This is a genomic window from Serratia sp. J2 (genome assembly GCF_046269175.1).
In the GTDB taxonomy this organism is placed as follows: Bacteria; Pseudomonadota; Gammaproteobacteria; order Enterobacterales; family Enterobacteriaceae; genus Chania; species Chania fonticola_C.
Map to the genome: position 1 here is coordinate 331,451 of NZ_JBKABN010000003.1, position 13,164 is coordinate 344,614.

A 13,164-nucleotide genomic window follows, 5' to 3' on the forward strand; every position below is an offset into this window, starting at 1 on the left:
CCTATGCAACCTGAGACACTGGACGTTCTGATCGTGGAAGACGAGCCGCAACTGGCCACGCTGCACGCCGAATTTCTTGAGAAAAATTTCAACCTGCGGGTGGTGGCCTATGCCGCTACCCTGGCGGAAGCCAGAGCAAAAGTGAATGCTCACCAGCCCCGGCTGATCCTGCTGGACAACTTTCTGCCGGACGGCCAGGGGATTGCGCTAATGGAAGAAACCGCGGTGAAAAAGCCCGGTTGTTCGGTGATTTTTATCACCGCAGCCAGCGACATGAATACCTGTAGCCAGGCGATCCGCAACGGGGCCTTCGACTACATCATCAAACCGGTATCCTATAAGCGGCTGCGCAATTCGCTGGAACGCTTTATGCAGTTTGTACAGACCCAGCGTACCTTCAAGGTCATCGACCAGAGCAGCGTCGATGCGCTGTATAACCTGCAGTCCAAGCAGTTTTCCAACGAGCCCAGCGCCAAAGGGATTGAAACCATCACCCTGGAGTTGGTGCAGGCGTTGTTCAACGATCGGCCAGAGGTAGCCCATGCGGTGGAAGACGTGGTGGCACACGCCGGCATTAGCAAAACCACCGCACGCCGCTATCTGGAATACTGCGTGACGACCCAGTTTATACGCGTCGAAATGCTCTACGGTAATATCGGTCATCCGCGCCGTTTATACCGCAAGGCTTAGGCTGACATCTGCCTGTCACATTGCAGGGCTATGCTGGCTCATAGATATCCCCTTCGATATCGGCATCAATGTTACATTCAGCTCTTTTTACCCGGCCAAGACTTGGCCGGGTTTTTTATTCGTGTGGCTTAAAAGGTATACCGCAGCCCTACGCGGATACGATACTGCTCCCTATTATAATCGTTCCAGCGATCCAGCCATTGCAGCTCCAGATAGGGCATCCAATGGGTATCAATTTTATAGCTGAACTTATTGGTGATCTCCCAATGGTGACTCTTACCATTCTTACTATGGAAATCGTTGACCCGGATAAAATAATGTGGCTCGAAGGTATAATTTAACTCATCGCTGAGCTTAAAGTTCCAGTAGTTGGCAATTTCATGGGTATCGTTACGTGCCGGGTTGCCGTTAAAATCGATGGAATCATAGTTATTATGGTTATAGCGATAACGCACGGTCAGGTTGAAAAACGGCAGAAATTTATAGTTATTGTCCAGGTAGACGGCACCGCCAGAGCCCGCACTGCTCGAGTTGACCAGCCCACCAGGAGACACCGTCCATTTATCCGTTGGCCGGAACAGGGGATACCAGCCCTCCAGTTCGTTATAGCTGTGCTTGAGCTGATCAAACTTGCCAATGTTATAGGCATTGGTGGCCATCACACCGGCTCCGCCATCAAAATTATAACCGCCGCGCAGGATGATTTCGTTTAATTCAGAGGCGGTATTATAAGCCTCACGAGTTTCCAGATAGGCACGTCCGGCCTGAGCGCTGGCTGAGGCAAACAACGCCGCCACCAGCAGTATCGTATTGGTTTTATTGCTGCTACAACCCCAGAGAGTAGACATGGTTGAGTTTCCTTGTGTCATTAATCCTGATAAAAGCATGCAGAAATCCCGCCGCCATGCCGTTAGGCATGACAGCTGTGCGTTATTGTGAGTAATACCCTGGCTTAGACTTCTTTGATTATTGCCGTATTGATTGCCGGATGAAGCTCGGCCTGTTCGTCGCGGTTTCCTTTTTTGTTGTTAATTTCAGTGATTATTTGCATAAATAGCTGTTCATTTAACTTATAGAAAAACCCCATCATGACGGCGGCTACCATCGCCAATACGCAGGGATAAATAAAGATTAACTCTCGCAGGCCTTTCAGCACCGAGGCTGACTGCTCAATATTCGGAATATAGCCGATCTGCGTCAACATAATGCCCGGTAACAATCCGGCTAATGCGGCGGAAATCTTGCGTGAAAAGGTATAGCCGGTATACACCGAGCCTTCCGCACGGATGCCGGTTTTCCATTCGCCGTAATCAACGGTATCGGGCACCAGCGCCCAGTTCAGGCTGTTGACGAAGGCCGTCCCAAAGAAGGCCATGCAGGAGAACGCCACGAAAGAGAGCGAGCTGTCGCCCCAGGCGTAGTTACACAGATCGCCCAGGCACCAAAGCAACAGGCCACCAAGGTAGACCCGCTTTTTGCCAAAGCGCTTCACCGCCGCTGGCACCATCAGTACGCCAATCAGGATGCAGCCCATGCTGAAAAAGCCCATATAGGACAGCAAATGGATATCGTGCAACACGTATTGGGTGTAATAGACCTGGATCGCCAGCTTGATATTAAACGCCGCCAGCGTACACAGGTTGGCAATGCACAACACCAGCAATGGCGGGTTTTGGAATATGGCACGGAAGGACTTGAAGATACCAGGTTTATGATGCGCCGGTACCACGTCAACGTAGCGCTCTTTGACCCCGCCATGGCACCACCACATGCAAAACACGCCACAGGTCGCAAACACCACCGCGGCAACCAGATAGCCCATCTCCGGGCGTGAAGTGAACAACATCTGGATCGGGACAAAGCCCACGGTGCACAACAACAACCCCAGCGTTGCCCCTCCCTGCCGCCAAGCGGCCAGCTGTGCGCGCTCCTGCGGGTTTTTGGTAATGGCTGGCACCATCGCCCCATAGGAGCAGTTCATCAGGCTGTAAAACAGGCCGAACAGCATAAACAGTACGGTGGCCAGTACGGTTTTGGTATTCAGGCTGAACCCGCTATTGAGAAAGTTGGCCACGGCCAGTAAAGCCACCGGCAGCGAGGCATAGAAGATAAACGGCCTGAACTTGCCCTTGGCACCGATATTACGCCGGGAATCCAGCAGCACGCCGGTCAGCATATCGGTGAAGGCGGTGAAGAATTTGGCGATCAAGAAGATTACGCCGCCGTAGATGGCGGGTAATCCCAGAATGTCGGTATAGAACTTCAGCAAATACAGGGTACCGATACACAGCATCAGGTTGGAACCGAAGTCCCCCATACCGTAGGCGAACTTTTCACGCAGCGGCAACCGCAGCGTAACGGGATCTTGGTAGGATAAAGAGTTGGCCATCTGACGGGTCCTTATTATTGTCTTACACCCTGCGTCTTTCTGGTTGCAGGGGCGAATAAATTCGCCCCGATTAACACCTGGCTGCTTATAACGCCGGGCTTACCACCCGCTTGCGCTCTTCCAGCTCACCGACGATCTTGAGGTAGTTCTTCTCCGTCAGGTGATAGAACAGCCCCATGGTCAATGCGGTCAACACGGCCAGGCCACACGGATAGAGGAAGATTAACTGCCGCAAGCCTTCCAGCGTACCAGGCCCCTGCGCCACGTTGGGAACATAGCCGATATAGGCCAGCATCACGCCAGGGAAGAAGCCCGCCAGCCCTTGGGAAACCTTGCGAAAGAAGGTAAAGCCGGTATAAACCGTGCCTTCCGAGCGCACGCCAGTTTTCCACTCTCCATATTCCACGGTGTCCGACACCAGCGCCCAGTTGAGGCTGTTGACGAAGGCCGTGCCGAAGAACGCCAGGCAAGAGAACAACACAAACAGCGTGGAGGTATTACCCCACATATAGTTCATGGCATCGCCCAGGATCCACAGCGACAGGCCGCCCAGATAGACGTTTTTCTTGCCAAAGCGTTTCACCACCGTCGGGACCAGCAGCACCCCGAGCAGGATGCAGCCCATACTGAAGAAACCCATATAGGACAGCAGGGTGATATCGTTGAGGACGTATTGGGTGTAGTAGATCTGGATCGCCAGCTTGATGTTGAACCCTGCCAGCGTGCACAGGTTGGCCACGCACAGCACAAACAGCGGTTTGTTACCGGCGATGGCCTTGAAGGACTGCAACAAACCCGGTTTGGGTGCGCCCGGTTTCGGGATCTCGACATAACGCTCTTTAACGCCGGAATAGCACCACCACATGCACAACATGCCGACGAAGGCGAAGATCGCCGCCGCCACCAGATAACCCACTTGTGGACGCCCATCAAATAGCGACAGGATCGGTACAAACGCCACGGTACACAGCAACAGACCCACCGTCGCCCCGCCCTGCCGCCAGGCAGCCAGTTGCGCACGCTCCTGCGGGTTTTTGGTCATCGCGGGCACCATCGCGCCGTAGGAGCAGTTCATCATGCTGAAGAACAGCCCGAACGCCATAAAGATCAGCGTGGCGATCACCGTTTTAACGGTGACGTCAAACGAGGCCCCCACGCCGATAAAGTTGGCTACCACCAGCAACGCCACCGGCATTGAGGCATAAAAGATAAATGGCCGGAACTTGCCTTTGGGGCCAATATTGCGCCGGGAATCGAGCATCAGCCCGGTGCCCATGTCGGTAAAGGCGGTAAAGAAACGCGAGATGAGAAAGATCAGCCCGCCCCACGCGGCGGGGATCCCCAACACGTCGGTATAGAATTTCAGCAGATACAGCGTGCCGACACACAACAACAGGTTGGAACCGACATCGCCCATGCCATAGGCGAATTTCTCGCGCAGGGGCAATATCAGCTTCACCGGATCCTGGTTAGCTTCACTCATGGTGATTCTCCTTGGAAAACACCTATTCCCAGAGATAGCCGCCCTTGCCGGTTTGGCAACGGACGGCTGACAGTTGGTGATTACAGCGTGCGTAGCGAGGCGAACAACTCCGCCCACTCGCTATCCGCCCGATAGAACACCGGCGGCTGGCCCATTGGGGCTGCTATTGTCACCTCGGCCCCTCCGCTATGCCGCTCACCGGTCCACAGGTTGATCCAGCTATCCTGCGGCAGGTAAAGCGTCCAGTCGGTGCGCCCTTCTTCATGCACCGGAGCCACCAGTAGATCGCGGCCAAACAGGTATTGGTATTTCAGGCTGTAGGTGTGGGCATCGTCTTCATAATGCAGGAACAGCGGGCGCATCACCGGTAAGCCGGACTGCGCATTGAGCGCCACCGCCTGCTTGATGTACGGCTTGAGGGAGCTGAATACCTGGCTCATGCGGGCAAACTGACGGATGGTTTCCACGTCATGATCGAACTGCCAGTTATCATCCGGACGGTTGCCTTCATGGGTACGCATCATCGGCGTGAAAGCGCAGAACTCGCACCAGCGCATCAGCAGTTCTTTGCTGCGTTTCATCTCAAACAGCGTGGTGTAACCGCCAATATCACTGTGGTGCAGACCGTGGCCGGTCATCGCCAACGACAGCGCCGCCGGGATCACCGAAGCCAGGCCGTCGTCCAGGCTCCAATCCACGTTCTGATCGCCCGCCCACATCATTACCGAATACTTCTGGCTGCCGGTGTAACCCGCGCGCATAAAGAACAGGATCTCGCCCAGCTTGCCGCATTCTTCCAGCGCGTCGTAGTTGCACTTGGCCCATAGTGCTGGCCAGGCGTTATGCATGATTTCCGCATCGATGCCGTTATGCAAAACGGTATCGGTCGGCAGATATTCGCCAAAGTCTGCCATCCAGCCGTCGAGACCAAATTCGATCAGATTCTTTTTGATGACGTTCTTGTACCAGTCATAAGCTTCAGGCTTGGTGAGATCGACTACGCCAGCATAGAACTCCCCAAATTCGACCTGGTAGTCTTTGCCGTCGTAATCCTTGGTCAGATAGCCTTTCTCCGCCGCCTCGGCATACAGCTCTTTCTCTATGGCTACGTAAGGGTTGATGTACCCCAGAAAATGTACCCCCTCTTTTTTCCACTGCGGGATGCGTTTATCCAGCTCCGGGTACAGCTCGCTGTCCCAGCGCCAGTTCCACATCAGGCGTTTGCCAAAAGAGGTGATCCGCCGTCCTTCCCAGTCCTGCGCCCAGATCCCGCTAACCTTGACACCGTGCTCGCGCATTATGTCCAGCTTCTGTTGGCAGACTTCGGTGCCGCCCTGAATGCCCAGGATCACCCCGTCATACACCCAGTCCGGCAGTTCCGGCTGGCGGCCAAGTAATGCGGTCAGCTTTTCCAACAGGCTGATATAGCTGTCGGCGCAGTCAAAGCGCAACACCGCCTGATCCTGCCAGATCGCCAGCTCATGGAACTCTGGTGCAGAAAAATCAAAGTTCATGTAGCAGCTGTTTTCTACGTGGCAGTAATATTTCTGGCTGCTGACAAACGTCGGCTGCGGGAAGAAGGTCCAGTAGTAATCACCACCGGCGTTCTCCTGGCAGTCTGCCTGCCAGGTAACGTAGGTCTGCTTGTTACGGCCAACCCCCTGCTCACTGGTCCATAACGGGAAAGGTTTGCCGCGCAGGTCGAAATAGGAAAACTGTTCGCCGCAGCCATAAACGTGATCTTCCTGCTGGGCGGCCAGGCGCAGCCACATGCGGTTGTTCTGCTCGTCGCTGTTGCGCAGCTGCATTTCCAACCGCCCTTGTGCATCGGTAGTGATTGCCAGCGTGCACTGGGCCACATCGCCCCGGCTAAAGCGGATCAGCCAGCCTTTGTCCTGCGGGACGATCTGGGTTTCGGTCAGCGCCAGTTTTTCACTGAGCTGGTCTTTGATGCTGAAGTTGCCGCGGAACATCTCGATATCCGCCTTGCCGCGCCCAATCCACAGGCACGGAGCCGCAGCCGTGTGTTGTAGCAGCACTCGCTGCTGAAAGGTCAACGTAAATCCACCTGCGTGTTGCGTGAGTTCCAAGCCTTGCTGAGAAGCCATGATCCATTCTCCAAAAGGTTAAATGCCGTATTTTTCCAAGCGTTGGTCGCCCGCTCAGGTCAGTTCAATCACGTCCAAACCAAGCAGACCGGCCACTTTGCGCAGCAGCGGACGGTGCTCGCCGTAAACCAGCGAGGTGTGGTGCTCCATACCTGCCGCAATAAGACGCTGGCGATAAGTGTCTGCATCTACATCCAGGCGCGCGGTCCCGGCTGTGCCGGAAAACGCCAGCGGAGCCTTGATCATTTCGCCACCGGCCAGCATCAGGCGCAGCTTGCCCTCGCCCTGAGTAATGCGGCATAGCGTGATGCGCCCCGGTTTGAGAGCAAATTCAGACAGCAAAGGAAGCTTGCGGTTGGAGTGGATGGTGGCCTGCACCGGGCCATCACGATCGGCCATTTCGATCGGTGCCTGTCCGCAATGCCAGAACACCACGCTGTTATCCTGCGGATCGATATCTACCAGGTCGGTATTGAAGGCCGCATTGCCAGAGGCCCACTGCGCCATCAGCGAAGAGAGCACGCCAAACATGTCGGCTTCGCAGCCACAGGGCACTTTATCTTCGTTCATCAATGCCAACGCCCCACACGCAGCGCATCCGTAGTCGGTAAAGAAATCCGGCCAGCAGCGCACGGCAATGCCGGTGTAACCTTCACGCTGCGCCTTTTCACGCAGGGCAGAATAAACCTTGAGCGTTTTGCGGGTGGCCGTTTGATCCATCTCCGCCAGGTTAGGGAAATCCTTGGCACGGCGAGCATAAGGCGCATCAGCCACGCTGTCCGGCAACGCCTTCACCTCTTCAATAAACTCCAGCACCGGCTGGCGAGTCACCTCAACGCCAAAGTGCTGCGTCAGCTGCTGCTGGTTGTAGTTGCAGGCGTCAAAACCCAGCGGGTGCTCGCCAATCACCATCACTTTGGCCTGTTTGAAGCGTTTAACAATCGCTGCGGCCTGCGCCAGCTGCTGTAATTCGTTAATCACTCGACTGTCGTCCGGCAGGCCGTGCAGCGTTTGCACGTTGATGGCTTCACGGCTCAGGGCATGGCAAGCCAGATTCACCCCGCAGAAAGAGTTCAGGCGCAAACGGCCACCGGTACGGGCCTCCGGGAATGACCACATCGCCGTGGGCACCGGGAAATCACGCACCACTTCGGTGGTGAGGGAGGCATCGGTAAAGGTCACTTGCAGGATCAGCAGCAGATCGAGATTGGCCTGTTTGAGTGCAGGCAGTATTTGCAGAGCCGATTCGGCATCAAACTGCAATACCGGTTCCCCCACCAGCTCGATATCCATCCCGCTCAGCGTCTGCCAGGCCTGCGCCAGCATCTCTTGCGCGTAGGGCACGTCGAAGGTCGCGCGGCCAAGCGCCAATACGCCTACTTTTGCTTTATTTTTCATAACATTGCTTCCAGTAATCGAATAAATCTATGCCACGGTGCTGAAGCGGTGTTCAGTCTGGCTGTAATAGTTTTCCCCTGGGCGCAGCACTACGTTGCCAAAATGGGCGTGGTGAATGCTGTCTGGGAACGCCTGGGTTTCAAGGCAGATGCCGGAAAACGCCTGATAGCGATGGCCAGCCTTGCCATTCCAGATCTTGTTGGAAAGCTTAAAGGCGTTATAAAACTGCACGCCCGGCAGCGAGGTGTGTACTTCCATCACTCGCCCGGTCTGTGGGCAGATCAAGCTCGCTGCGGGATGCAAAACACCGTCGCCAGGCTTAAGCACATAGTTCATATCAAAATCCTGTGCCGGGCGGTGCAGCATGGCGTCCCCAAGACGACGGGCGTTGCGGAAATCAAATGCCGTCCCGGCAACGCGGCGGATTTCTCCGGTGGGTAGCATGGTGGTTTCATCCACCGGGGTGATGAAGTCGGCATCGATCTTGAGCTGCTGATCGTGGATCAGGTGCTGATGCCCGCGCAGGTTGTAATGGCTGTGATTGACCAGATTGACCAGCGTCGGCTTGTCCGTCTGCGCCTCAAAGCTCAGCGTCATCACGTTATCTTCCGTCAGGCCGATGCGGTGGCTAACCTGCAGATTGCCCGGATAACCTTCCTCACCATCGATAGAGGTACGGCTGAAAATAATGCCGTCGCCGTCTTCCTGTGCCTGCCAGACATACTTGTCAAAACCCCGACGTCCGCCGTGCAGGTGTTGTCCGGTAGGGAGTTCATTGGTGGCCAGAATATATTCCTGACCGTCGATGCTGAAACGACCACCGGCAATACGGTTGGCGCAGCGCCCGGCTATCGCGCCGAAGAACGGATGCCCGGCCTGATAAGCCGCCAAATTGTCGAACCCCATCACGACATCTTCCGCTTGCCCATGGCGATCCGGCACCCAAAGCTCGGTAATAATGCAACCGTAATCGGTCACGCACAGCCGCATTCCGTTGGCATTGGTCAGCGTGAAAAGGGAAACGGCCTGCCCTTGATGTTCGCCAAAATGCTGGCGTTGAATGGTTGTCATAATCGATGCCCTATGGTTAGCGCGGCAGCTTGCCGCGCAACGGTTGCTTAAAACTGAGCGGCTTTACCCTGGCTGCCAAACAGCCTGATTTTTTCGGCGACCTTGGCCTGCATCACATCACGGCCATGCCCGAGGGACACCGCCAAGACAAACTCGTGCGGATCTTTGTCGAGCACTTCAGCCATCCCCTGAGTGAAGGCCTGCCGCAGTTCGGTGTCCACATTCACCTTGGCGACCCCCAGTGAGACCGCCTTGCGGATCTGATCGTCCGGTACGCCGGAACCGCCGTGCAGCACAATCGGCTTTTTGACGATCTCGCGGATCTCTTGCAGGCGCTCGAACGCCAGCTTGGGCTCCTGCTTGTAGAGGCCATGAGCGGTGCCGATGGACACCGCCAGATAATCCACCGTGGTCGATTGAGCAAACTGCAGCGCTTCGTCACTGCTGGTGATCAGGGCGTCTTTTTCGTCGACCGAAATATCATCTTCGGTGCCGCCGATCTTGCCGATCTCACCTTCGACCCCAATGTTCAGCACGTGGGCAACGTCCGCCACGGCACGGGTGATCCGCACGTTTTCGTCAAATGACAGGTGAGAGCCGTCAAACATCACCGACTGGAACCCGGCCTGCACCGCCTGCATGGTCTGACCGAAGCTGCGGCTGTGATCCAGGTGGATGCACACCGGCACCGTGATATCGTGCATAAACGCATCGATCATCGCCTTCATGGGCTCCAGACCCATCACGCTAATCACTTTCTGCCCCACCTGGATCATGATCGGGGCCTGCTCCTGTTCGGCTGCCAGCAAAATGGCGCGAATGGTTTCGGCGTTGTGTGCGCTGAACGCGCCGATGGCATAGCCGTTTTCCCATGCATGTTGGATCATGGTGTTACCAGATAAATAAGGCATTTCTTCTCCCCTCTGCGCGCTGAATAGCAACCGCAATTACGTTAAGTGTTACGCGTGATTCGCTCTGCCCGAAGCAGCCCGAACCTGTTCCAAAATGGCACTCCAATCCTGACGCCCGCGCCCGCTGGCCCGCGCCTGGCTGTAAACCTCGCGTGAGGCTGCCCCCATCGGCATGGCGACGTGTAACTGATTGGCCACATCCAGCGCTATGCCCAGATCCTTGTGCGCCAGATCGATCATGAACGCCGGGCTGAGATCGCCCTTCAGCACCTTGTTTGGCCAGGTGGTGGTGAAATGCCCCTTTCCTGCCGGCGTACCGCTCATGACTTGCAGCGCGACATCAAACGACAGCCCTAGCGCCTCGCACAGCACCGCAGCCTCGGCAGACAGCGCGTTGAGCGCGATGCTCATGTAGTTGTTGATCAGCTTCACGCGGATCCCCATGCCTGGCCCACCGGCGTTGATCAGCTCCGAGCCCATCGCCATCAGCACGGGCGTCGCACGCTCCACCTGCTCGGCAGTACCACCCGCCAAGATCAACAACGTACCAGCCTGAGCATGGTCTGAAGTCCGCCCGACCGGGGCATCCATCAGGCTAAAGCCCCGTGCCTGCATTTGGGCAATCAGCCGGTCCGTTTGCAGCGGGTGGATGGTGGACATATCCATCACCAATGCCGCAGGCGATAAGGTGCAGCACACCCCCTCGGCACCAAATAACACCTCATGCACCAGTTCGCCGTTAGGCAACATGGTGATGACGAACTCCGCGTCCAGTGCCGCCTGCGCCGGGTTGGCTGCCGCCTTGGCCCCCTGAGCGACCAAGGCGCTGACCGCCACCGGGCTGATATCAAAAACGTTCAGCCGATGCCCCTGCTTGATCAGGTTGCTGGCCATCGGCGCGCCCATTTGCCCTAACCCGATAAATGCGATCTGTGCCATGGTTCTCTCCTGTTGGTTACCCTTGTCATCTCTGTGTCATTTCACCGACCACAAATCAGAGCGTTTTTGTCTGTTTTTGATCGTATTTGTAATTTATGGTCAAAAAATTGACAGCCGTCACTCTTTTAACATTTGAGTGAATTAAAATGGTGGCAGCGTGATCGGCAGCCACTTTTTGCTGAAAACCGTTCGCTTACCACAGATCAACATCCAGGGATCCAGACCATGACTCGAATCGCATGCGTAGGCATTGCAGTGCAAGACCGTCTGTATTACGTAGAGAAACTGCCTGAGGGCGGGGGGAAATATGTTGCCACCGACTACCGCGAAATTGGCGGAGGCCCGGCGGCAACGGCTGCGGTGGCCGCAGCCAGGCTAGGTGCAGAAGTGGATTTCATTGGCCGGGTCGGCGACGATGCTACTGGGCAAACGCTGTTGGCCGAGCTGGGCAGCTATGGCGTGAATGTCAGACATGCGCGCCGTTGCCCACAGGCGCGCTCATCGCAATCGGCTGTGCTGGTGGACGCCCAGGGTGAGCGCATGATCATCAACCATCCCAGCCCAGATTTACCCGAGGATGCCGAATGGCTGCATGACATCGACTTTAGCCAGTACGACGTGGTGTTGGCGGACGTGCGTTGGCATCAAGGGGCATTGACCGCCTTCACCTTGGCCCGGCGCGCGGGTGTCACTACTCTGTTGGACGCCGATGTCACACCGCAGGATATCCGCCCGCTGGTTGCTTTGGCCGACCATGCCGCCTTCTCCGAACCGGGTTTGCTGCGGATGACGGGAAAAACGGATATCGAGCAGGGATTGCGTGCGGCAAAAAATGACAAAAACGGACAAGTTTATGTCACTCAGGGTAAACATGGCTGTTTCTGGCTGGAAAACGCTCAGCTTAAACATCAGCCAGGCTTTCCGGTTGAGGTGGTGGATACCACGGGAGCTGGCGACGTTTTTCACGGTGCACTGGCGGTAGCTCTGGGTTCACAATCCGATATAGCTCAGGCGGTGCGTTATGCCAATGCAGTTGCCGCATTGAAGTGTACCCGTCCTGGCGGGCGCGCTGGCATTCCCAACTGTGATCAAACTGACTCTTTCCTGGCCAGTTTTGTATAATATGGTTGGTCGATGACAATATTAAGGGAGTGGAGCATGAGTCTGACTGAACTTACCGGCAACCCACGCCACGATCAGCTGATCCAGTTGATCGCCAAGCGCGGCTATATGAACATCGACGAGCTGGCGCAATTGCTGGAAGTGTCAACGCAGACGGTCAGGCGCGATATCCGCAAACTGAGCGAGCAGGGGCTGATTAGCCGCCATCATGGGGGGGCGGGTCGTGCCTCTAGCGTGGTCAACACGGCCTTTGAGCAACGGGAACTCTCTTACACGCAAGAGAAGATAGCCATTGCGGAAGCCATTGCCGATTACATCCCCGATCGTTCCACCATTTTTATCACCATCGGCACCACCGTTGAGCATGTTGCCCGAGCGCTGATGAACCACAGCCACCTGCGCATCATTACCAACAGCCTGCGGGTGGCACATATCCTGTATAAAAACACCGAGTTCGAAGTGATGGTGCCGGGCGGTACGCTGCGGCCCAATAACGGCGGTATCATCGGCCCCAGCGCCGTAAGCTTTGTGGAAGGCTTTCGCGCCGACTATCTGATCACCAGCGTAGGGGCAATCGAAGCCAACGGCGATCTGCTGGAATTTGACGTGAATGAATCCAGCGTGGTGAAAGCGATGATGGCACATTCGCGTCATATTCTGCTGGCTGCGGACCACACCAAGTTCCATGCTTCGGCGGCAGTAGAAATCGGCAATACCCGACAGGCGACCGCGTTATTTACCGACCTACCTCCCCCCTCTGCAATGGGATCGGTGTTACAGCAGCAGCAAGTAGAACTGGTCGTTATTCCCACCAGCAGCGAAGAACCCACGCTCTGATCTACGCTGGTAAACCTGCTGATTTTCCTGCCGTTCATCAATGCACGCAGAACGTTACTATGCGTGCATTAATTACCCATTTGACGCTGCCAATATTCCCTGCAAATAGTTGCCATTATCGCCAATATATCCCGCCATTTCCTGTTGCTCATTACGGTTAAATAACCGCGTAAAAATCGCGTAATTATGCCCAATCATCAAACCTGATATCACTAG

At 55.8% G+C, this 13,164-nt stretch carries 11 protein-coding genes; 3 read left to right on the top strand and 8 right to left on the bottom strand.

What is annotated here, in order from left to right:
- The first annotated feature begins 3 nt into the window (after nucleotides 1-3).
- On the top strand, nucleotides 4-690 hold the full coding sequence (locus ACKWMY_RS05155; protein WP_024530709.1) for a response regulator: 687 nt from the start codon (nucleotides 4-6) through the stop codon (nucleotides 688-690).
- Nucleotides 691-818: 128 nt separating this feature from the next.
- Here the strand turns inward: ACKWMY_RS05155 and ompL are convergent, their stop codons facing one another.
- From ompL to yihU, 8 genes are all read right to left on the bottom strand, one after another.
- A complete protein-coding gene (ompL, locus tag ACKWMY_RS05160; RefSeq protein ID WP_211135573.1) occupies nucleotides 819-1,538 on the bottom strand; it encodes a porin OmpL in 720 nt (239 codons plus the stop codon).
- Nucleotides 1,539-1,642: 104 nt separating this feature from the next.
- Complete coding sequence (locus ACKWMY_RS05165; RefSeq protein WP_409485994.1) at nucleotides 1,643-3,079, bottom strand: MFS transporter; 1,437 nt, start codon at nucleotides 3,077-3,079, stop codon at nucleotides 1,643-1,645.
- Nucleotides 3,080-3,164: 85 nt separating this feature from the next.
- A complete protein-coding gene (locus ACKWMY_RS05170) occupies nucleotides 3,165-4,562 on the bottom strand; it encodes an MFS transporter (RefSeq protein ID WP_024530706.1) in 1,398 nt (465 codons plus the stop codon).
- Between the two features lie 80 nt (nucleotides 4,563-4,642).
- Nucleotides 4,643-6,670: an alpha-glucosidase gene (locus ACKWMY_RS05175; protein ID WP_261160908.1), complete on the bottom strand. Its 2,028-nt coding sequence runs from the start codon at nucleotides 6,668-6,670 to the stop codon at nucleotides 4,643-4,645.
- A 54-nt stretch (nucleotides 6,671-6,724) separates the two neighbouring features.
- Nucleotides 6,725-8,068, bottom strand: coding sequence for an L-fucose/L-arabinose isomerase family protein (locus ACKWMY_RS05180; protein ID WP_024530704.1), 1,344 nt, complete (start codon nucleotides 8,066-8,068; stop codon nucleotides 6,725-6,727).
- A gap of 27 nt (nucleotides 8,069-8,095) precedes the next feature.
- The gene (locus tag ACKWMY_RS05185) at nucleotides 8,096-9,139 is read right to left on the bottom strand and encodes an aldose epimerase family protein (protein WP_409485995.1); all 1,044 of its coding nucleotides are present in this window, start codon (nucleotides 9,137-9,139) and stop codon (nucleotides 8,096-8,098) included.
- Between the two features lie 47 nt (nucleotides 9,140-9,186).
- Nucleotides 9,187-10,050 (bottom strand): ketose-bisphosphate aldolase, encoded by an 864-nt coding sequence (locus ACKWMY_RS05190; RefSeq protein ID WP_211135578.1) that lies wholly within the window; start codon nucleotides 10,048-10,050, stop codon nucleotides 9,187-9,189.
- 48 nt (nucleotides 10,051-10,098) lie between these two features.
- Nucleotides 10,099-10,989: a sulfolactaldehyde 3-reductase gene (gene yihU / locus ACKWMY_RS05195; protein ID WP_308871406.1), complete on the bottom strand. Its 891-nt coding sequence runs from the start codon at nucleotides 10,987-10,989 to the stop codon at nucleotides 10,099-10,101.
- A 225-nt stretch (nucleotides 10,990-11,214) separates the two neighbouring features.
- On the opposite strand from yihU, the gene ACKWMY_RS05200 reads away from it, so the two are divergent.
- The gene (locus ACKWMY_RS05200) at nucleotides 11,215-12,111 is read left to right on the top strand and encodes a sugar kinase (RefSeq protein WP_211135580.1); all 897 of its coding nucleotides are present in this window, start codon (nucleotides 11,215-11,217) and stop codon (nucleotides 12,109-12,111) included.
- Between the two features lie 36 nt (nucleotides 12,112-12,147).
- Entirely contained in the window at nucleotides 12,148-12,948 is an 801-nt protein-coding gene (locus ACKWMY_RS05205; RefSeq protein ID WP_024530699.1) for a DeoR/GlpR family DNA-binding transcription regulator, read from the top strand.
- The last annotated feature ends 216 nt before the right edge of the window (nucleotides 12,949-13,164 follow it).

What these genes read in the sequence shown, in the direction of transcription:
- ACKWMY_RS05155 (WP_024530709.1), top strand. Translation starts at nt 4, where the DNA reads ATGCAACCTGAGACACTGGACGTTCTGATCGTGGAAGACGAGCCGCAA.
- ompL (WP_211135573.1), bottom strand. Translation starts at nt 1,538, where the DNA reads ATGTCTACTCTCTGGGGTTGTAGCAGCAATAAAACCAATACGATACTG.
- ACKWMY_RS05165 (WP_409485994.1), bottom strand. Translation starts at nt 3,079, where the DNA reads ATGGCCAACTCTTTATCCTACCAAGATCCCGTTACGCTGCGGTTGCCG.
- ACKWMY_RS05170 (WP_024530706.1), bottom strand. Translation starts at nt 4,562, where the DNA reads ATGAGTGAAGCTAACCAGGATCCGGTGAAGCTGATATTGCCCCTGCGC.
- ACKWMY_RS05175 (WP_261160908.1), bottom strand. Translation starts at nt 6,670, where the DNA reads ATGGCTTCTCAGCAAGGCTTGGAACTCACGCAACACGCAGGTGGATTT.
- ACKWMY_RS05180 (WP_024530704.1), bottom strand. Translation starts at nt 8,068, where the DNA reads ATGAAAAATAAAGCAAAAGTAGGCGTATTGGCGCTTGGCCGCGCGACC.
- ACKWMY_RS05185 (WP_409485995.1), bottom strand. Translation starts at nt 9,139, where the DNA reads ATGACAACCATTCAACGCCAGCATTTTGGCGAACATCAAGGGCAGGCC.
- ACKWMY_RS05190 (WP_211135578.1), bottom strand. Translation starts at nt 10,050, where the DNA reads ATGCCTTATTTATCTGGTAACACCATGATCCAACATGCATGGGAAAAC.
- yihU (WP_308871406.1), bottom strand. Translation starts at nt 10,989, where the DNA reads ATGGCACAGATCGCATTTATCGGGTTAGGGCAAATGGGCGCGCCGATG.
- ACKWMY_RS05200 (WP_211135580.1), top strand. Translation starts at nt 11,215, where the DNA reads ATGACTCGAATCGCATGCGTAGGCATTGCAGTGCAAGACCGTCTGTAT.
- ACKWMY_RS05205 (WP_024530699.1), top strand. Translation starts at nt 12,148, where the DNA reads ATGAGTCTGACTGAACTTACCGGCAACCCACGCCACGATCAGCTGATC.